This is a genomic window from Occallatibacter riparius (assembly GCF_025264625.1).
GTDB classification, from domain to species: domain Bacteria; phylum Acidobacteriota; class Terriglobia; order Terriglobales; family Acidobacteriaceae; genus Telmatobacter; species Telmatobacter riparius.
The window spans coordinates 1742110-1760617 of the sequence record NZ_CP093313.1 but is presented as its reverse complement, the minus strand read 5'-3'; the positions used below and the strand labels follow the sequence as shown (position 1 = coordinate 1760617).

Genomic DNA, 18508 nt, shown 5'->3' with positions numbered 1-18508 from the left:
GGAACTGGCCGCTTCGCGGTCTCGTATCCACCCATATCCCCGGCGGGGGCGGAGGCGGCAGGTTTTCCGTACCTCGTCTACACTTGAACCACTCATGAGATTCGCCGGACGAGCTGCGCTATGGCCGATCGCGACCCTGCTTCTGGTCGTCTGCGCAGGCCGTTTTGCGTGGGCACATGACGCTCCGGCTCCCACAGCGGCGGCCCAGCCCGCCGGCAGTAATACCGTGACCCCCGCCGGCCACACGGAGGCGCATCTTGAGGGTCCCTGGCGGTTCCAGATCGGCGACAATCCGCAGTGGGCGGATCCTGCGCTCGACGACAGCAGCTGGTCTGCGGTCACGCTCGATAAGCCACTGAGCGAGCTCGGCTTCGAGTCTTACGCCGGATATGCCTGGTATCGCATTCGCATCAACGCGCGACAGCTTCAACCGCCGGGCGGTGAGCCGCTGGACCTGCTGCTGACCCCGCATTCGATCGGGCAGCTTTCCGTCTTCGCCAACGGCGTCGAGGTCGGCCATTCGCGCGGGTTCGACGGCAGCCCGAGCATGTATATGTCGCTGCCGCTCGATCTCAGTCTGCCGGCGCCTGCGGCAGACGGCACCATTCTGATTGCTGTGCGCACCTGGGCTGCGCCTGGTGTCCAGATCTCGCACGGGCTGCTCGATCGCGTCGAACTGGGTGCCCATCACGACATCGCCGACCGCCTCGCCGTGGCAGTTTCCCAGCGCTGGGACCACGAGATCATCGCTCAGCTTGTGCTGAGTCTTCTGTTCCTCTTTGTGGCAGCCTTCGGAGCGATCCTGTTCTTTGCCCAGCGCCATCACTCTGAGTACCTGTGGCTCGCCCTGCTATGCGTCACGGTTGCGGTCAACGGGATCATTCAGCTCCTGTGGCAGCTAGCCATCATCTCGCATTCCGCGTACTTCCCCATGAATCTATGGATTGGTCGGATCTTCATGGCCGTTACGCTGGAGTTCATTCTCCGTTTTACCGCCGACTCCAACCGGCGATTCATTCGCGGCGTTCAGATAGCATTCCTCGTCTTCCCTGCCTTTGCGCTGCTGGGTCTTGAGCAGATATACGAGATTTTGTCCGTGAGCGCCGAGGTCGCCTTCTTGGGCCTCGTCCTCTGGATGCTCTTCCATGCCTGGCGGCGCGGCCAGCGCGAGGCGGGCGTCATGCTTTTCCCGTTCGCCCTGGCCGCTGTCGCGGACTCGATCGACACGGTGCTGATGTACATGGCAGACAAGCGCTGGATCTCGGACAAAATGGCCAACCACCGGTTCAGCCTGGGGCCTATCCAGTTCGGCATCAGCAACCTCAGCTTCGCCATCTTCCTGGCTAGCCTGATCGCAGTCATTCTGTATCGGTTTGTGCGCGTCAGCCAGGAGGAGCAGCGGTCGAACGCCGAAATAGCCGCCGCGCGCAGCGTGCAGGCCATGCTGATACCCACGGAGCTGCCCTCGAATAAGCACTTCATGCTCGAGAGCGCGTATGTCCCCGTGAACGGTGTGGGCGGCGACTTCTTCCAGGTGCTGCCGGTTGAGGACGGCTCACTGCTCATCGTCGCCGGTGACGTCAGCGGAAAAGGGCTGCAGGCCGCGATGAATGCCAGCACTCTGGTGGGGGCGTTCCGCAACGATCTCTCGCGCGACCCGGCCACCATCCTGCAGCACCTGAACAACGTTCTGATTGGCGCGGCGGGTTCGCAGGCAGCGCGCAGCAAAGACAAAGACGCGGTGGTCAGCTTCTCCACGTGCGTTTGTGCGCGCATCTATCGCGATGGAAGCATGGACGTAGCCAATGCCGGCCACCTTAGCCCGTATCGCGACGGACGGGAGATCGAGCTGCCTCCGGGGCTGCCGCTGGGCGTGATCCCCGGCATGACTTACGAGCAGGTGCGGTTCCAGCTGCAGCAGGGCATGCGCGTTATCTTCCTCTCCGATGGCGTGGTTGAAGCCCAGAATGATGACGGCGAGCTGTTTGGTTTCGAGCGGACGCAGCAGGTTTCCAACGAGTCGGCACGTTATATTGCGCAAACTGCCAAGCGCTTTGGCCAGAACGACGACATCACGGTCATCTCCATCTATATTGCGGCTCTGGAGAGCAGCCGGACAGAGGAGGAAGAACTCGCGCCTACTTATTGAGTTTGCGCGAGATGTCTCCAGTCACGCTGCTAAAATCCCTTTGGAGCAGCCATGCCTGTCAAAGCAATCTACCCTGGCACGTTCGATCCGCCTACCAACGGGCATGTCGATTTGATCCAGCGCGGGTCAAAGCTGTTTGACCATCTCGTTGTTGCCGTCTTGAACAATCCCGGCAAAGACCCGCTGTTTACAGTCTCCGAGCGCGTGGAAATGCTGGAGGAGGCCACCCGTACCCTCGGCAATGTCTCGGTGGCCAGGTTCAACGGGCTCATGGTCGATTTCGCGCGTCAGCAGGAAGCGAACGCGGTGCTGCGGGGCATCCGCGCCATCTCCGACTATGAATACGAATTCCAGATGGCCTTGATGAACCGGCGGCTCGCGCCCGATATCGAAACTGTCTTTCTGCAGCCGGCGGGACGCTACTCCTTTGTGAGCTCGCGCATGGTGAAGGAGGTCTTCAGCTTCGGCGGCGACGTAACCGGCCTGGTGCCGCCTAACGTTCTGAAGCGGCTGCGGAACCGGATGACGAAGACGTAGAAGATTTCCGGGGCGCTCCGCGGAGAAAAAGGTTCCATCGTGAGACGTTCGCGCATTACACTGTCGGTGAAAAAGTCCACCTGACCCATGCCGGTCGCTCAGCTGACATTGGAGATCCGGATCGAGCACGCCCAGTCCCTCAAGGACCGGCGTCAGGTTGTGCGCTCGCTCAAGGATCAGCTGCGGCAGGGATTCAACATCTCCGTTGCCGAGATGGACGAAGCTGTGACCTGGCAATCGGCTACCGTAGGCGTGGTGGCCATCTCGCGATCGCGCGAGTATCTGCACGGACTCGTCGAAGAGGTCGAACGCGCTTCGCGCCGCATTCTGAATGAGCATGGCGCCGAGCTGACCGACGCCTTCTGGGATTACGTGGAAAGCTGAAGCGACCGCACCCTGTTTCGCTTCGACAGCACGGAACGCAGAATTCGTCAGGAGCGGAACAACAACACAATCGCGCCGAGCACAATCAAGACTGCGATTTCGGCGACCAGGTTGAGGTCGATTTGGAGAGTCCTGCCGATCATCAGCGGCCGGATCCCGTTCGGGTCGGACAGAGCGCCGCCGTAAATGCCGCGCGTGACCAGAGCCACAAAGAAGCCGAATGCAGGCAGAGCAGACAATGCCAGCGCCAGGTAGAAATGCAACGGCGTGATGGGACCGGAACCGAACAGGAGGGCAAGCTCGATGATCGCGAGCCCCACGGTCGTCGCCGCTTGCCACACCACGTGAAAGCGCGCATGGTGCAGCCATAGAGGATTGGCCGCATGCGTGCGATTCATATCCACCGCGATGGTGCCCGCCCCCTGCATAGCGCAGAAGATACCGAGCAGATCGCGTGCCAATTGTGGATGAGTCAAATGAATGGGCTCCTCTGCAAGCTGAAGCTTCAACTTGCTGCCGAAGACGTGAGCGGCCAGCCGCGTTCTGTCGACGCAAGCGGAAGCGTAATGACGATACGAGCACCGCCCTTCCCGCCATTGGATGCGTTGACAGTGCCACCATGCGCTCGCACTACGGCATCGATGAAAGCGAGCCCCAGTCCATGTCCGCTCGATTGTTTTCCCTTCACCCGCCGCACAAACAGGCTCGCGAGGGTCTGCCAGTCGAAGCCGGGCCCGTTGTCTTCGACCATGAGCGTCGCTTCGCTTTCGGTGGCGTGAAGGCCTACAGTGACGCTGCATCCTGCGGGTAAATGCTTCAGCTCATTGTCGAACAGGTTCGCAATCATGCGATGAAGCAGACCTGCGTCCCCAGTGATCCGCAGCGGGCCATCACTCGCCAGCGACAGTGTAAGGTCACGCTCAGACATGGACGGCTCGTATAGATCGACCATCGCGCGAAGCAGCTCATCGAGATCGATCTCGACACGCGTCAGCCGCAGCGCATCGGCTCTAGCCTCGGCAACATCGAGCGACTTGTTCAGAAAATCAGTAAGGCGATCGAGTTCATCGATCGCCGAGACGATTGCCTCGGAAGGTTCGCCGTCGCGCGCGGTGGAAAGCGACGACTCGAGCTTGCCGCGAATAGCAGTGAGCGGGCTGCGCAGATCGTGCGCCAGCGAGTCAGTAATCGTATGCAGCTGATGCATCGAACTCTCGATGCGATCGAGCATTCCATTCAGCGTGATGGCGAGCTGCGCGATTTCATCATTGCGGTTGGAAGTGGGCACGCGCGTGTCGAGCTCGGAATGACCGATATGCGAGGCCGCCTCCGAGATGCTGCGTACATGGCTCAACATGCGTCTGGTGGTGAAGAAGACGATACCGAACCCCAGGAGAACCAGCGAAAGCCAGAGCAGAAAGAAGCGCGTACGCAGATTGCGCACCACGCGGAGCTGATCGCGTTCCGACAGCCCCAGGAACACGCGGCTGCCGTCCTTCATTGGCACGGATGCGACTCGAAATGGGGTGCGCGATCCCAGCACTCGAATGTCCGTGGGCCTGTCCACCAGAAGGCGGTTGGCCAGCACCGCTTCAAGATAGTCTCGTCCGTCACCCGGGCCCACCCAGAGCTTCAGCGAGCGGTCGGCGCCGACCTGCAGGAAGAACACGGAGTTGTTGGGAATCGCGCTTGACTGCTTTTCGGATTCATCATCGGAGGCCACGCGGTTGGGAATTTCATGCGCAGCGAGCTCGGCGACTTCGCCCACAACGCGGTTGTAGAGCGCATCGTTGGGGGTGCGCTCCGCCACGTCAGCCAGGACCTCGACCTCGCCGGTGAGCCATGCGTCACCGCGACGATGAATGTCAGTGGCAACAAACTGATCGAGCACGAAGAAGACCACCATCGTGCCCGCTGCGAAGGCGAGCGTTGCCCATAAGGAGATGCGCCAGGCGGCGCTGCGCATCGCGGGCTTAGCGGTCTTTGATGACATAGCCGACTCCGCGCAGTGTCTTGATGATGGGCTGCTGGCCACTGCCGTCTACCTTGCCGCGCAGCCTGTAGATATGAACATCGACCACGTTGGTGTCGGGCTGAATGCGCATGCCCCAGACCTTCTCAAGGATCATGGAGCGCGTTACGACGCGGCCTGCATTGCGGCAGAGATATTCGAGCAGCACAAACTCCTGAGGCGTAAGCTGCAGCGCTTGCCCGCCACGCGTGGCTTCGCGACGCAGCAGATCGAGCTCGAGATCCATTACGCGCAGCCGCGTCGTCTCCTGTGCAGCGGGCGCGTTGCGGCGCAGCAGGTTTCTTAACCGCGCCAGGAGCTCCGCAAGCGCGAAGGGCTTGGTCAGATAATCGTCGCCGCCCTGCTCCAGCCCGCGCACGCGATCGTCCACGGACCGCCGTGCAGACAAAATCAGCACCGGCGCGCTAACGCCACTCCCGCGCAGCCGCAGGATGAGGCTGATGCCATCGATGTCCGGCAGCCCAAGATCGACAATCAGAATGTCGTAGGAATGCGCGCGCGTGAAGTCTTCCGCGCTCTTGCCGTCGGCCGCGAGGTCAACTTCGTAGCCAGCGTCTGTAAGAGCCTGCTTCAGGAAGGATTGAATATCGTGCTCGTCTTCAACTAACAGAAGCCGCATGTCAGGAATATTAGTCCATCGAACAAGGAATCGCGTCTATTCATCCGTAGCCCCGGCATTAGTTAGACGAAAAGAATGTCCGCTTCTGATGACGTGATGGGAAAGGATGAACGAATTGTCATCAATGTCATTCTCTAGTAATCACCGATGCGGATTATCCTGAAATCACGCTCCTCTCGCTGACGCTCAGGCCCTGCCCTTTCAGTGATTTGAACATGAACGAATTGTCATTGCGCAAGGCGCGCTGATGCTGCTCTCTATCTCCCCTTAGCGGCGTCTCAAAAGAACCCCGGGCATTTTGACTGCGGAGACGGCATATGACGCACGACTCTACATCTATCGAATATGAGTACTGGATGGATAAGGCTAGAAGGCATTCCATGCGGACGGAAAGCGACGAACCCACAATAGCGGAACTCGAGCTTGAATTTCAGGAGGCTATGTGTCTGCCGTCTGACACAGAGCCGCGGCTTGATTCTGCGCTGCGCCACGTACTGCGGCACCCGGGAAGCCTGGTGCGTCCACGGGTTGTTTACCAGATGGCGCGAGCGTACGGCATCGAAAACCGCGCGGCGATGGATCTCGGCATCGCGCTCGAGTACTTCCACACCGCTTCGCTCATCTTCGACGACATGCCTGCGATGGACAACGCATCATCCCGTCGGGGCGCTCCTTGCGTGCATGTAAAGTACGGCGAGTCGAGCGCGATGCTCGCTGCTCTCGCGCTGATCAATCGCGCTTATGCACTCACCTGGCGCGCGATCTCTCAGTGCCCTCATGCGGCGCAGGCTCACGCGATGCGCTATCTCGAAGATCGGCTCGGCGTGAATGGCTTGCTGAACGGGCAGAGCCTCGACCTGCACTACTCCGAGCTTCCGCATGATCGCGAAACCACGGAACGCGTAGCGTGCGGAAAGACGGTATCGCTGATTAGGCTCACGCTGGTTCTGCCGGCGATGCTCGGCGGCGCCTCGGCCCGTGAGCTGCAGTTGTTTGAGCGGATGGCCACCTGCTGGGGCCTTGCGTACCAGATGGTCGATGACCTGAAGGACGTGATGCAGAGCTCTGTGGCAAGCGGCAAGACGGCTGCGCGCGACCTGCATCTTGACCGGCCGAATATTGCACTGGCGATCGGCGTGCCCGATGCGCTGGCGCGGCTCACCAGGCTCATCGATGTGGGCGACCGCACTCTCGACGGGCTGATGGCCCGGCGTCCCTCGCTCAAGTTTCTGCGGCGCCTGCGAACCGACCTGCAGCACGAGTTGCGGCGCGTCACCTCACAGCGCATAACTCCGCAACCCACCGCCACGCAGCGCGAGTGCACCGCGGCAGCTTCCTAGAGGAACAATGTATCTCCGGCTTATCTTCACAAATTTGCGCCGCCACCGGATCCGTTCCTTCATCAGCCTGGCGGGCATTGCGTTCAGCGTAGCTGCCATGTTGACGGTGGTTACGGTTCTGCAGGGCGCGATCGGAATGTTTTCCGGAATCCTCTCGAGCGGCGCTGAGTTGATCGTCTTCGAGCGTAACGTCTCGGACCTCTTCTTCAGCGATGTTCCAAAGACCGCTGCGCAGCAGATCTCCTCATGGCCTATGGTGGCGCACGCCGATCCCGTGCTGTTTGGGGTCGTGTCCAGCGCGGATCATCCCATCATTACCTGCTTCGGAATTACTGCCGAGGACGCGCGTCTGCGCAATGCCGAGTGGCTCTCAGGGCGAGTGGAGGACTTCGCGGATCACAAAGATGGTGTAGTGCTTGGGCAGAGGGCCGCGGAGTTTCTGAAAGTCTCGCTCGGCAGCCAGGTGCCGATCGGTCACGGAACGTTTCGCGTGGTTGGAATTATCAAGACGGCCAACGGATTCGAGGATGGCGGCGTGTTTATGCCGCTCACCGCCTCGCAGGACTTCTTCCACAAGGAAGGCTCTTCGGTTATCACCATCAAGCTCCAGAGCAAAGATGAGATCACTGCGTTCAAGAAACAGGTTCAGTCCACATTTCCGAGTTTGATTGCGCTTGAAGACGCGGAGTTCTCGCGCTCGTATTCGCAATTCAAAATCCTGAAAGCGACTGCGTGGGCCGTCGGTGGATGCGGGCTGGCGCTTGGCGGGCTCGGCGTGGCGAATACGATGATCATGTCGGTGTTCACGCGCATTCGCGAGATCGCAATACTCCGCGTGAATGGCTTCTCGAACGCGCAGATTGCCGCCGCCATTCTCGGCGAGTCCGCGGTGATTGCGGTCGTGGGCGGCGCGTTGGGCGTTGTTATTGGAACCGCGGCGCTGTACGCCCTGAAGGCTGTTCCCGCGCTGCACGGTTACGTGGATGTCTCGCTGCGGCCGGTCCTGATGCTCGTCGTTGTTGTCCTTGCGCTCATCACTGGAATCCTCGGTGCGCTCTATCCGGCAGGCTATGCGGTGCGCGTGCGTGCGGTGGAGGCGTTACGATTCGAATGAGCACGATCGCTGACAGAACCGCTGGAACGCGCATTGTGATTCGCGCTGAAGACGTGTGGAAGAGCTACGACGATGGTGCGATCACAGTGCTCAGAGGCGTCAACTTCGAGGCTTGCCAAGGCCAGGCCGTGGCGCTCTGCGGCCCTTCCGGCTGCGGCAAGAGCACGCTGCTGCATCTCGTTGGCGGGCTCGACGAGCCGGATCGCGGGCGCGTTGTTGTGAATGGGGTAGAGCTGAATCGCCGCCGCGACATGGTGCAGTTTCTGCGGCACGAGGTTGGATTCGTATTTCAACTGCACAACCTCATTCCCGATCTCACACTTGAAGAGAACTGTCTGTTGCCAGCGCAGGCCGCGGGCGTCGACCGACGGGCCGCGCGGGAACGCTTGATGCACCTAGCGGAACGCACGGGCCTGCAACATCGACTTACCCAGCGTATTCAGAAGCTCTCCGGCGGCGAGCGGCAGCGCACCGCGCTGTGTCGTGCGTTGATGAACCGACCGCGGATTCTGCTCGCAGATGAGCCGACGGGTTCACTCGACGAGCGGACGACCGCGACTGTTTTCGATCTGCTGCTGGATCTTGCGCGCAGCGAGGGCGTCACGCTGCTGATGGCAACGCACGATCTCGCGCTGGCCCGCGCATGCGATCGCGTGGTCACCATGCACGACGGGAGGATTCATGAGCCTCAGCCTGTCCTCTCGTGATCACGCGGCAGCCCCAGTTGCCGGCGCTGTCTGGCATGCGCTGGCGTGGCTGGTCTTCGGCAATGCGATCGGCGTGATGATTGCGATTCTGCTGCTGCTTCCCGCGCTGAACGCGTGGCTGGGCGAGTGGACCTATGGCCGCTGGATGATGGTGCACATGAACACCGCGCTTTACGGCTGGTGCAGCCTGCCAATGTTGGCCTTCCTCTTTCGCGTCTACGGCGCGGAGCGCGGTTCCGTTGCTGCGTGGTGCCGGCCCGTGCTCTGGCTGTGGTCGAGCGCGCTGGTAATCGGATCGATTTCATGGCTGCAGGGCCACTCGAGCGGCAAGCTGTTTCTCGACTGGCAGGGCTACGCCGGCGTGTTCTTTCCGCTTGCGATGCTGGCATTGTGGATCGTGCTGGCGATCGCGTTTATACGCGGCGAGCGAGATAGCGGATCGACGCGCGGCGCTCGCATCGCTAAGGTTGTAGGCCTGCTGATCCTGCTTGCGGTGCCGTTCGCTATTTACATCGCATCCAGCCCGGGTATCTATCCGCCCATCAATCCTGATACCGGCGGACCTACCGGGGAGAGCCAGCTCGAATCGTCGCTCGGCATTGTTCTGATCCTGCTGGTGCTGCCGCTCGGAATCGCGCGGCGTACCGCAGGCCGGGGCCGGGTCATCGCGTGGTCCTGGTTGTTGCTTGCGGCGGAAGGGGTGCTGTGCGGGACGCTCTCGCGCGCTGACATCAGCCATCACAACCCCGCACAATGGATCGCGCTGGGCAGCATCGTGGCATGGCTGCCGGTGATGCCGGCCTACTATCGTGCCTTCGCATGGAATTCGGAGACGCGCCGCTGGCGTACTTCCATGTTGTGGTGGTGGGGCGGCCTGGTGGTCAGCGGCTGGGTGCTGTTTCTGCCTGGCGTGCTGGATCGGGCAAAGTTCACAGACGCGCTGGTAGGGCACTCCCTCGCGGCTGTCGCGGGATTCTTGAGCGCTCTGCTGATCTTCATGATGGTGGAGTTGCTGGGCGAACGCGATGCCTGGATCCTGAATCGCGCGTGGTCCTTCCATTTGTGGAACTGGGGTGTATTTGCGTACGTCGTAGTGATGGGCGTCGCGGGCTGGATGGAAGCGCGCGATCCGGCCTTCACCATTGTGCCGGGTCCCTACCGCAATACGCTGTACATTGTTCGATTGATCACCGGCTTGATGATGCTGGCAGCTTCTATCGAGTGGCTCGCAGCGGCTTCTCGCGGTCCCGCACTCGCCACGCAGCCAGTTATGCAGGAGCAAGGAGTGAAAGTGGCATGAACCGCTCTGTTCTGCTGGGATATCAATGGCTCACCGGAGCCAGCGACACGCTCACCGGCGCGCTGCTCTACGTGGCTCCGCTGTTCACGCTGCAGTTGATGGGCGTACGCGCGGTGGAGGATGCCACTCCGTACGTTTCGTACATCGGCGCGTTCGTGCTGGCCGTTGGGCTCTCCGGACTTTACGGCGCGTATGTTGTCGCATGTCGCCTGCAGCCGGAACGTCTCGAGGTGGTCTGGCTGCTTACGGCGTTTTCGCGCGCTGCGGTGGCCATCTATGTTGCCAAGTCGGTGCTGGTGGGTGCGCTTGACCCCGCATGGATCAGCGTCGCCGCATTCGATGGCTTCTGTGTGCTGGTGCAGGGCGTGGGCCTGAAGAGGAACTGGATCGCGAATGCGTACTAGGGCAATGGACGGGTGGCGCGGCGTTACGCTGATCGCGATCACCTATGTCTATTTCCTGATCTTCGCGCAGTTCGCATTCCTGGCCCGACTCGCGGAACTTGGAGTGGCCGGCGTAGGCGTCAAGATCGTTTTGGCGGCAATGGCGGTAGGAGGCGTGCTTGCAAGCCTGCTTGCTCCCGGCCTGGTGCTTTTCGCTGTCCATGCAACCGGGGTGCGCGCTGGATTCGCATTGTGCGGCGCGGCGGCCTTGTTATCTCTGCTGGCCCTGAATACCGCGGCGGCTGCGTGCATTGCCTTCCTCATCGGAGTTGGGGTGGGACTGCTCACGGTTACGCTGGTCACCCATCTGCGCGACTGGACCGGCACCGAACACGCGCTGCTGAAAGTTGGGCTCGGCACTGGCCTGGGCTACTTCGCGTGCAACGTGCCATGGCTGTTCGCCGCCACGCCGGAACGCCAGGCGATTGTTGCTGCAATTCTCTGTGCCATCGGACTATGGGTTGCCGGCGATCCAGTCCCAGCGCCTGAGCGGGCAGTGACGCTGCCGAGGACCAGCTTCGCTCGGGTGCTGGCCGGCTTTGCAGCGCTGGTATGGCTTGACTCCGCGGCGTTCTACATCATTCAGCACGCGCCTGCGCTCAAGGCTGGAACCTGGATGGGGGCGGCTCATCTCTGGACGAACGCTGTCATCCACCTTGGAGTGGCTCTGCTGGCGGCACTTCTACTTACGCGCAAAGGTTTTGGATTCGTACTTGCGGGCGCGTTCGTTGTGCTGGCAATTGCTTGCATTCTTCTGATGAATCCCGCACACGCACTGCAGGCCTCGCTGTTCTATCCGGCGGGAGTGTCGCTTTACTCTGTCGCACTGGTGGCGTATCCGTCGTTCCTGACTAGCGCGATATCGCCGGTACAGCGTGGCCGCCAGGCGGGACTCATCTACGCGGTTGCAGGATGGATCGGGTCGGCGCTCGGCATCGGCATGGGACAGAACCTGGGTCACGTGCCGCTCGCGTTCGTAGCCGCTGCCGGAGTGGTCGTTCTGGGGCCTGCGCTCTTTTATCTTTTCCGCGAACGAGGGAAGGAAGTGATCGCCCTCGGAGGCGCGGGGCTCGCCGCGCTTGTTCTAAGCGCAGCAGACCGGCGGCATGCCGCTCCAGAGTTATCGCAGGCTGAACGCGGCCGCGAGGTTTACATCTCGGAGGGCTGCATTCACTGTCACTCGCATTACGTTCGCCCGAATACTGCCGACGTGTTGATGTGGGGACCGACGGAGAGCCTTGAGCAGATTCATCTCGAGAAACCCCCTCTGATCGGGAACCGCCGCCAGGGGCCCGATCTCGCGGAGGTGGGCGCGCGCCGCTCGCCGCTATGGCTGAAGGTTCACCTCATCACTCCGGCCGAAATCAGCGGACGTTCGATAATGCCGTCATACGGATTCCTATTCGACGATGAGCGCGGCGATGATCTTGTCGCGTATCTCGCCTCCCTGCATAGCGGCGACCTGCAGCAGCACGCAGCGGAGCAAGACGCATGGAGTCCTTCTGATGCAGCCATGCACCGTGCAAGCGCTGCGGAAGGCGCGCAGGTGTATCACGTCTTCTGCGCTACCTGCCACGATCCAAACGGCGTGACGCGGCGCAAGTGGGGCGCAAGTTTCACCACGCCTCCGTTGGATCTGCGTAGCGGCCCACTTCGCTATGTGCGTGACGCCGATGCCGGCGCGCGGCAGGCACATTTCGCCCGCATCGCTCGATTCGGGATTCGCGCAACAGACATGCCTGGTCACGAATATCTCAGCGATCAGCAAATCGCGTCCGTGAGCCTCTGGTTCATGCAGGCACGTACATCGACTGCACCACTTATTTCACAGGAGACGAAGCAATGAAGTTGTTCGGCAAGTTCTGCATCACTCTTCTGCTTTCATTCGCAGCTCTCGCCTATGCACAAAAGCAGACCATGACCGTAAGCCCTGACGCCAGCAAGGTGAACTTCGGCCTTGTCGGCACAGGTCACGAAGTGCACGGCACATTCCACGTGAGCAAGGGAAGCATCCAGTTCGACCGTAGCGTGCCTTCGATGTCCGGCTCGATCGTGGTCTCCGCTTCGAGCGGCGATAGTAACGACAAGAGCCGTGACAAGAAGATGCACTCCGATGTTCTGGACGTTGAGCACTATGCTGACGTCACTTTCGAGCCGAAGTCTTACCAGGGCACGATCGCGCCAAGCGGCGATTCGAACATCCAGGTGTCGGGCACCTTTACGCTACATGGCACGCCGCACGATCTTACGGTGCCTATGCAGGTGCACATCGACGGCACGAACGTGACCGCCAAGGGCAGCTTTATCGTGCCCTACGTGAAGTGGGGACTGAAGGATCCGAGCATCATGATCCTGAAGGTCGCGAAGGAAGTGCACATCGATCTCGACCTGGCGGGAACGCTTTCGCCGGCGAGCTAGAAGGGTTCTGTCGGTGCCCCATCCTATCGGCTTCTTTCCATCGACAGGGTGGGAAACCACAAAGCCCACCGAGCCGAGAATGGCGCCAGGGCCGCAGTGGCCGCACCGGAGGTGCCTACTTCACCCACACCTCGGGCTGGCCGCCCTGAATCTGTCGCGCATGGAACATGCCCAATGTGTTGTTGCTCCACACCGGCATGCCCGTGCGGCCCAGCACGATCACGCCGCCTTCCCCGCCCGGGAGCGCGGGGAGATCGGTGTGGATGAGCTGGTCGGCCGCGTGCTGCGGCGCTTCGCCTTTGCGGCATAGCTCGCCCACCTGGTGCGCGAGTGACAAGCGAATGAAGTACTCGCCCACGCCGGTGCCGGAAACCGCGCAGCCTTTGTCATCGGCATAGGTCCCGGCGCCGAGAATGGGCGAGTCGCCGATGCGGCCTGGCAACTTGCCCTGCATGCCGCCGGTGGATGTGGCGGCCGCGAGGTGGCCCGAGGAATCGCGCGCCACCGCGCCTACGGTTCCGAAGAGGTGGGAGAAGATGCCGGGCGCCAACTTTGAGCTTTGGGCCGGCGGCGGCGGTGCGCCCGCGGGCCTCGCCGGGACGGGTCTGTTGCTCTTGCGCATCACCTCTTCGAACTCCTTCCAGCGCATCTCGGTGAAGAAGTAGCTGGTCGGCTCCTGCTCCAGGCCCTGTTGCTTTGAAAATGCGTCGGCGCCGGGGCCGGCCATGAGCACGTACTGGGTGTGTTCCATGACGGCGCGCGCCAGCTGGATGGGATGCCGCGTAAAGTGGACACCCGCCACTCCGGCTCCGGTCGTATCGATTCCGTTCATGATGGATGCATCCATTTCGTTGGTTGCGTCGGCGGCAAACGCGGAGCCGCGGCCCGCGTTGAACAGCGGGTCGTCCTCAAGCACCTCGACGGCGGCCTGGACGGCGTCCATGGCGGTGCCATGCTTTTCGAGCACGGCTGATCCGGCTGCGAGGGCCCGTGCCAGAGAGGCCCGGTAGGCATCCGCGGTCGCCTGGTCCATGCTGAGCCACTCGGCCTCGCCCGCGCCACCGTGAATCTCAATGGCCCAGGGGGCGGGCGCTTTCGGCGCCGGAGCTTGGGCAAAGGCGCACGCACCGGTGATCCCAACAATCACGCATACAATCCAGCGACGCCAGCATTCAGTAGCAAACATGAGTGATTTGAATTCTATCTGCCACGCGGTGCCACTCTCGTGGGTCATGGCAAAACAAAACGGGCTGGGTTTTCACCCAGCCCGTTCCGTTTGCTAAGATTCTGCCGAATCCGGCCAAGAGATTAGAGAGGCTGAACGTCCGCTGCCTGCCAACCCTTGGGCCCCTTCACCACATTGAACTGCACGGCTTGGCCTTCCTGCAGGCTCTTGAAGCCCTGGGAGTTGATCGCCGAGTAGTGCACGAAGACGTCTTCGCCGTTCTGACGCGAGATGAAGCCGAAGCCCTTCGCGTCATTGAACCACTTCACAGTACCTTGTTCCATTTTGATCTTGTTTCCTGAGTATTGATTTGCGCTGGATGAATCGGAGCGACCACTGGCAGAATCTTGCTTGGTTGGGCGAGGAACTGCTCACGCCCGGTTCGACTCTAACGCTGAGCAGATTGTAGCATCGCCTCGTGGAAATCGAGGCACAAATTGTTGTTCATCAGTCCCTTTTCCCGATTCGGGCCTCCGCCAAGCCTCTGCAAATCAGTAACCTGCCAAGCCCCCTCCCGCTATGATGGGTCATGCCTCAAGACCCCGCTAAGGACCCGGTTCCAGGCCTGCTCGCCGCCGCCGCCGCCCGCCTCGCCAACCAGTTTTCCGACCTTCCCGCTACCCCTGAAATTACTCCCGCCGAGGCCGGTTCCATCGCCGCGGTGCTTGAGGAGACGGCCGTCCGGCTCGGCGACAACTACCCCTATTTCCACCCTTTCTATGCCGGTCAGATGCTCAAGCCGCCCCACCCCGTCGCGCGAGCCGCTTACGCGCTGGCCATGGTCATCAATCCGAATAACCACGCTCGGGATGGGGGCCGTGCCAGCTCCGAGATGGAGATCGAAGCCGTGGCCCATATTGCCCGGATGTTCGGCTGGGAGGCCCCGGACTTTCTGGGACATCTGACCTCAAGCGGAACGATCGCCAATCTCGAGGCTCTCTGGGTCGCCGGCCAAGCCAATCCCGGCCGCCGGATTCTGGCTTCGGAACAGGCCCACTACACACATAGCCGCATCTCTGCCGTGCTGAAGCTGGATTTTGGGGCGGTGCCAGCCGACAACCGCGGCCGAATGGACCTCGATGCTCTCGAGTCCGAGTTGAAGAAGGGCGATGTTGGGACCGTGGTCGCCACCCTGGGTACAACTGCGATCGGGGCCGTCGATCCCCTGCCGGAGATTCTTGCCCTGCGCGACCGCTACGGCTTCCGTGTTCACGTAGACGCTGCATACGGCGGCTACTTCCGGCTGATTCCGGATTCGCTGGATGAGCCGGCGCGCCGCGCGTTTGCCGCTATCGATCAGGTTGACTCCATCGTCGTGGACCCGCATAAGCACGGTCTCCAGCCCTATGGATGCGGCTGCGTCCTGTTCCGCGATCCTGGCGTGGGCCGCTTTTACAAGCACGACTCGCCCTATACGTACTTCACCTCAAAGGACCTGCATCTTGGCGAGATCAGCCTGGAATGCTCGCGTGCCGGAGCGGCTGCCGTCGCCCTCTGGGCCACGCAGCGTCTTCTGCCCAATGTTGCGGGGGGAGAGTTCGCTCAGGGGCTGGCGGCAGGGCGCCGCGCTGCGTTGGAACTCGACAGCCGCCTCCGGGCCGATCCATGGTTCCAGCCACTCGCGGCAGGTTCGCCGGAGCTAGACATCGTCGTCTGGAAGGTCCAGGCGGACACCCTACAGCAGTCCTCCGACCTCGCCCAGCGCGTTTTTGACGAATGTGCCAGACGCAATCTGCACCTCGCGCTTGTACAATTGCCCCAACAGTGGTTCCGGACCGGGGATGTCCCCTTCGATTCGAATTCCGGCAAGAACCTCATTACCTGCCTTCGTTCCGTCTTAATGAAGCCCGCGCACGAATCGTGGCTGGACCTTATCTGGCAGGAGTTCAAGGCAGCGAGCCAGCAAATTTTGGGAGAGTAGGAAGCCCGGCATGACGACAGGCATCTCTGTGGGAAGCAAAGAAAACGTTGTCATTCAGGCGGGTGGCTGCTCGATTCGGGTTCTCCCTCAGTTCGGCGGCAAGATCGCATCCATCCATTTCCGAGGCCAGGAACTTCTCCAGGCGCCGCTCGCTCCGGTTGCATCGCGCACCCACACCATGCCGTTCGACGCTGCCGACGCCAGCGGCTGGGACGAATGCTTGCCCTCGGTGGCCGCGTGCACCGTCAAGACCCAGGCCGCTTCCGCAGATGTTCCGGATCACGGGGACCTCTGGCGTGTGCCGTGGACGGTTCTTGATTCCGCTCCGCACTCGGTCACGCTTTCCTCAGCCTGCTTTTCGCTGCCGCTTACCCTTCGCCGCAGGCTCACCATCGACGAGACCAAGAAGGGTGCCCGTATCAGCCTCGACTACCGACTCACCAACACCGGGACTGCACCGGTCCCGTGGTCCTGGGCTGCGCATCCTCTCTTCACGGTTGCGGAGGGCGACCGCATCATCTTGCCGGATTCCATTCACACACTCCGCCTCGAAGGGTCGGGTGGTAATCGTCTCGGCAAAGCCGGCGACGAGATTCAGTGGCCCATTGCCGATCTCGCTGACGGCTTTCACGCCGATCTCAGCCGCGCAGAAGCTCCAGACTCCGGCATCGGCGACAAACTCTTTGCCGGACCCATGCACCCCGATGCCGCATGGTGCGTTCTCGAGCGCCCATCGGCCGGCGTACGAATCAAAGTCACATTCGACGCCAATGCAACACCTTATTTAGGTCTTTGGATCTGCTACGGTGGCTGGCCTGAGCGCCCCGGACCCAAACAGGTCTGCGTCGCTCCTGAGCCTGCTACTGCGCCGGTCGATTCCCTGGCCTTCACCGGCCCCTGGAGTCGCACCCTCGCCCCCGGTGAATGGTCCGATTGGCCCATGCACGTTGATCTTGAAACCCTGTAGTCTTGGAGCCTTCTATGTACGATTCCGCTCAGCTTCGCTCTATGCACCAGGCCCGTTTCGGCGTCGATCCCGCGATCTTCGTCGCACCCGGGCGCGTCAACATCATCGGGGAGCATACCGATTACGCCGAAGGCTTCGTCATGCCTGCCGCAATCGACTTCGCCACCCTGGCAGCCATCTCACCCCGTACGGATGGCAAGGTCGTCATCTACTCGCAGAACTTCGACGAGCAGAGCGAGTTCGATGCGGCAGCGCTGCCTGCAGAGCGAAGAGACCACTGGTCGGACTACCCGCTTGGCGTCATGGCCATCCTCGCTGGGGAGGGCCACAAGATCCCTGCTCTCAGCCTCACCTTGTGGGGAGACGTCCCCGTCGCTTCGGGACTATCCAGTTCCGCGGCCATCGAGGTCTCGACCGCAATCGCCGTGCTGTCTCTCATCGGCGCTGAGTATCCGATGCCGGTTCTCGCGCGCCTCTGCCAGCGCTCGGAGAACGAATTCGTCGGCTCGAGCTGCGGCATCATGGACCAGTTCATCTCCGCTAACGCCGCGGAAGACCACGCGTTGCTGCTCGATTGCCGCGACCTCAGCTTCAAACTGGCGCCCATCCCTGAAAACGTTGCGCTGGTCATTGCCAACACCATGGTGAAGCACGCCGTTACCGGTGGCGAATACACCAGCCGCCGCGCACAGGTGGAAGAGGCTGCCGCCGTCATCGCCCGCCATCGCCCGGAGGTTCACTTCCTGCGCGATGCCAACCTCGACGACTTAGCGAAGTATGGGTCCGAGATGAGCTCCCTTGCGCTGAAGCGCGCCCGCCACGTCATCACTGAGAACACCCGCACCGTGGCAGCAGCAGAGGCTCTGATCAATCACGACCTCAAGGAACTGGGCCGGCTCATGGCGGAAGCCCATGTCAGCTACAGCAAGGACTTTGAGGCGAGTTGTGAAGAGGCCGACGCTATGGTGGAGCTAGCTCAGGACCTTCCCGGCCTGATCGGGGCGCGTCTCACCGGGGGCGGCTTCGGCGGGTGCACCGTTAATCTTGTCGAGCGGCAGCACGCCCGGGAATTCTCCGCTGCGCTGGGCCAACGTTACGCCGAACGCACTGGAATCACCCCCCAAATTCATATTTGTCATGCATCAGGGGGGGCACATCCAGTCCAGGAGAGCATCCAAGCTGTTAGGTAACAGGCACGGCAGCGTCCCGCGTCCTCTGAGCTTGTGCTTGCATGCCTGAAATCGTCATTCGAGCATAGCTGGGGAATTGTCCTCCGTTGTATCGTCTTAATTTGAGTCAGAATAGCCGTCAGCCGCTGAGCGCTTGCTAAAATCGGGGAATACTCAAAACCG

General features: G+C 61.5%; 18 protein-coding genes. 13 read left to right on the top strand and 5 right to left on the bottom strand.

The window, feature by feature from the left end:
- The first annotated feature begins 94 nt into the window (after window positions 1–94).
- The 3 genes from MOP44_RS07010 (at window position 95) to MOP44_RS07000 (ending at window position 3070) form a co-directional block, all read left to right on the top strand.
- Window positions 95–2149 (top strand): PP2C family protein-serine/threonine phosphatase, encoded by a 2055-nt coding sequence (locus MOP44_RS07010; protein ID WP_260795272.1) that lies wholly within the window; start codon window positions 95–97, stop codon window positions 2147–2149.
- Between the two features lie 51 nt (window positions 2150–2200).
- Window positions 2201–2686 carry a pantetheine-phosphate adenylyltransferase gene (gene coaD, locus MOP44_RS07005; RefSeq protein WP_260795271.1) on the top strand — a complete coding sequence of 162 codons (486 nt, stop codon included), beginning with the start codon at window positions 2201–2203 and terminating at the stop codon, window positions 2684–2686.
- A gap of 87 nt (window positions 2687–2773) precedes the next feature.
- Window positions 2774–3070: a DUF503 domain-containing protein gene (locus MOP44_RS07000; protein ID WP_260795270.1), complete on the top strand. Its 297-nt coding sequence runs from the start codon at window positions 2774–2776 to the stop codon at window positions 3068–3070.
- Between the two features lie 47 nt (window positions 3071–3117).
- Here the strand turns inward: MOP44_RS07000 and MOP44_RS06995 are convergent, their stop codons facing one another.
- Genes MOP44_RS06995 through MOP44_RS06985 form a run of 3 tightly spaced genes read right to left on the bottom strand, consistent with a single transcriptional unit; the run spans window position 3118 to window position 5721 of the window.
- A complete protein-coding gene (locus MOP44_RS06995) occupies window positions 3118–3546 on the bottom strand; it encodes a hypothetical protein (protein ID WP_260795269.1) in 429 nt (142 codons plus the stop codon).
- A gap of 29 nt (window positions 3547–3575) precedes the next feature.
- Entirely contained in the window at window positions 3576–5063 is a 1488-nt protein-coding gene (locus tag MOP44_RS06990) for a HAMP domain-containing histidine kinase (protein ID WP_260795268.1), read from the bottom strand.
- A complete protein-coding gene (locus MOP44_RS06985) occupies window positions 5044–5721 on the bottom strand; it encodes a response regulator transcription factor (RefSeq protein ID WP_260795266.1) in 678 nt (225 codons plus the stop codon). The genes MOP44_RS06990 and MOP44_RS06985 overlap by 20 nt, the downstream gene beginning before the upstream one ends.
- A gap of 317 nt (window positions 5722–6038) precedes the next feature.
- On the opposite strand from MOP44_RS06985, the gene MOP44_RS06980 reads away from it, so the two are divergent.
- Genes MOP44_RS06980 through MOP44_RS06950 form a run of 7 tightly spaced genes read left to right on the top strand, consistent with a single transcriptional unit; the run spans window position 6039 to window position 13043 of the window.
- Complete coding sequence (locus MOP44_RS06980) at window positions 6039–7061, top strand: polyprenyl synthetase family protein (protein WP_260795264.1); 1023 nt, start codon at window positions 6039–6041, stop codon at window positions 7059–7061.
- A gap of 7 nt (window positions 7062–7068) precedes the next feature.
- A complete protein-coding gene (locus tag MOP44_RS06975; protein ID WP_260795263.1) occupies window positions 7069–8175 on the top strand; it encodes an ABC transporter permease in 1107 nt (368 codons plus the stop codon).
- On the top strand, window positions 8172–8882 hold the full coding sequence (locus MOP44_RS06970) for an ABC transporter ATP-binding protein (protein WP_260795262.1): 711 nt from the start codon (window positions 8172–8174) through the stop codon (window positions 8880–8882). Before MOP44_RS06975 ends, MOP44_RS06970 begins: the two co-directional genes overlap by 4 nt.
- Entirely contained in the window at window positions 8857–10182 is a 1326-nt protein-coding gene (locus tag MOP44_RS06965; protein WP_260795261.1) for a heme-copper oxidase family protein, read from the top strand. Before MOP44_RS06970 ends, MOP44_RS06965 begins: the two co-directional genes overlap by 26 nt.
- Window positions 10179–10586 (top strand): hypothetical protein, encoded by a 408-nt coding sequence (locus MOP44_RS06960; RefSeq protein WP_260795260.1) that lies wholly within the window; start codon window positions 10179–10181, stop codon window positions 10584–10586. The genes MOP44_RS06965 and MOP44_RS06960 overlap by 4 nt, the downstream gene beginning before the upstream one ends.
- On the top strand, window positions 10576–12471 hold the full coding sequence (locus MOP44_RS06955) for a cbb3-type cytochrome c oxidase subunit II (RefSeq protein WP_260795259.1): 1896 nt from the start codon (window positions 10576–10578) through the stop codon (window positions 12469–12471). The genes MOP44_RS06960 and MOP44_RS06955 overlap by 11 nt, the downstream gene beginning before the upstream one ends.
- Window positions 12468–13043, top strand: coding sequence for a YceI family protein (locus tag MOP44_RS06950; protein ID WP_260795258.1), 576 nt, complete (start codon window positions 12468–12470; stop codon window positions 13041–13043). Before MOP44_RS06955 ends, MOP44_RS06950 begins: the two co-directional genes overlap by 4 nt.
- 115 nt (window positions 13044–13158) lie before the next feature.
- On the opposite strand, the gene MOP44_RS06945 is transcribed toward MOP44_RS06950, so the two are convergent.
- Both MOP44_RS06945 and MOP44_RS06940 read right to left on the bottom strand, forming a co-directional pair.
- A complete protein-coding gene (locus MOP44_RS06945; protein ID WP_260795257.1) occupies window positions 13159–14229 on the bottom strand; it encodes an isoaspartyl peptidase/L-asparaginase family protein in 1071 nt (356 codons plus the stop codon).
- 122 nt (window positions 14230–14351) lie between these two features.
- Window positions 14352–14552 carry a cold-shock protein gene (locus MOP44_RS06940; RefSeq protein ID WP_260795256.1) on the bottom strand — a complete coding sequence of 67 codons (201 nt, stop codon included), beginning with the start codon at window positions 14550–14552 and terminating at the stop codon, window positions 14352–14354.
- Window positions 14553–14797: 245 nt separating this feature from the next.
- Between MOP44_RS06940 and MOP44_RS06935 the strand changes: the two genes are divergently transcribed.
- Genes MOP44_RS06935 through galK form a run of 3 tightly spaced genes read left to right on the top strand, consistent with a single transcriptional unit; the run spans window position 14798 to window position 18346 of the window.
- Window positions 14798–16189, top strand: a complete 1392-nt coding sequence (locus MOP44_RS06935; protein WP_260795255.1) for a pyridoxal phosphate-dependent decarboxylase family protein — start codon at window positions 14798–14800, stop codon at window positions 16187–16189.
- 10 nt (window positions 16190–16199) lie between these two features.
- Entirely contained in the window at window positions 16200–17156 is a 957-nt protein-coding gene (locus MOP44_RS06930) for an aldose epimerase family protein (RefSeq protein WP_260795254.1), read from the top strand.
- Between the two features lie 14 nt (window positions 17157–17170).
- Window positions 17171–18346, top strand: coding sequence for a galactokinase (galK, locus tag MOP44_RS06925; protein WP_260795253.1), 1176 nt, complete (start codon window positions 17171–17173; stop codon window positions 18344–18346).
- The last annotated feature ends 162 nt before the right edge of the window (window positions 18347–18508 follow it).

What these genes read in the sequence shown, in the direction of transcription:
- MOP44_RS07010 (WP_260795272.1), top strand. Translation starts at nt 95, where the DNA reads ATGAGATTCGCCGGACGAGCTGCGCTATGGCCGATCGCGACCCTGCTT.
- coaD (WP_260795271.1), top strand. Translation starts at nt 2,201, where the DNA reads ATGCCTGTCAAAGCAATCTACCCTGGCACGTTCGATCCGCCTACCAAC.
- MOP44_RS07000 (WP_260795270.1), top strand. Translation starts at nt 2,774, where the DNA reads ATGCCGGTCGCTCAGCTGACATTGGAGATCCGGATCGAGCACGCCCAG.
- MOP44_RS06990 (WP_260795268.1), bottom strand. Translation starts at nt 5,063, where the DNA reads ATGTCATCAAAGACCGCTAAGCCCGCGATGCGCAGCGCCGCCTGGCGC.
- MOP44_RS06985 (WP_260795266.1), bottom strand. Translation starts at nt 5,721, where the DNA reads ATGCGGCTTCTGTTAGTTGAAGACGAGCACGATATTCAATCCTTCCTG.
- MOP44_RS06980 (WP_260795264.1), top strand. Translation starts at nt 6,039, where the DNA reads ATGACGCACGACTCTACATCTATCGAATATGAGTACTGGATGGATAAG.
- MOP44_RS06975 (WP_260795263.1), top strand. Translation starts at nt 7,069, where the DNA reads ATGTATCTCCGGCTTATCTTCACAAATTTGCGCCGCCACCGGATCCGT.
- MOP44_RS06970 (WP_260795262.1), top strand. Translation starts at nt 8,172, where the DNA reads ATGAGCACGATCGCTGACAGAACCGCTGGAACGCGCATTGTGATTCGC.
- MOP44_RS06965 (WP_260795261.1), top strand. Translation starts at nt 8,857, where the DNA reads ATGAGCCTCAGCCTGTCCTCTCGTGATCACGCGGCAGCCCCAGTTGCC.
- MOP44_RS06960 (WP_260795260.1), top strand. Translation starts at nt 10,179, where the DNA reads ATGAACCGCTCTGTTCTGCTGGGATATCAATGGCTCACCGGAGCCAGC.
- MOP44_RS06955 (WP_260795259.1), top strand. Translation starts at nt 10,576, where the DNA reads ATGCGTACTAGGGCAATGGACGGGTGGCGCGGCGTTACGCTGATCGCG.
- MOP44_RS06950 (WP_260795258.1), top strand. Translation starts at nt 12,468, where the DNA reads ATGAAGTTGTTCGGCAAGTTCTGCATCACTCTTCTGCTTTCATTCGCA.
- MOP44_RS06945 (WP_260795257.1), bottom strand. Translation starts at nt 14,229, where the DNA reads ATGTTTGCTACTGAATGCTGGCGTCGCTGGATTGTATGCGTGATTGTT.
- MOP44_RS06940 (WP_260795256.1), bottom strand. Translation starts at nt 14,552, where the DNA reads ATGGAACAAGGTACTGTGAAGTGGTTCAATGACGCGAAGGGCTTCGGC.
- MOP44_RS06935 (WP_260795255.1), top strand. Translation starts at nt 14,798, where the DNA reads ATGCCTCAAGACCCCGCTAAGGACCCGGTTCCAGGCCTGCTCGCCGCC.
- MOP44_RS06930 (WP_260795254.1), top strand. Translation starts at nt 16,200, where the DNA reads ATGACGACAGGCATCTCTGTGGGAAGCAAAGAAAACGTTGTCATTCAG.
- galK (WP_260795253.1), top strand. Translation starts at nt 17,171, where the DNA reads ATGTACGATTCCGCTCAGCTTCGCTCTATGCACCAGGCCCGTTTCGGC.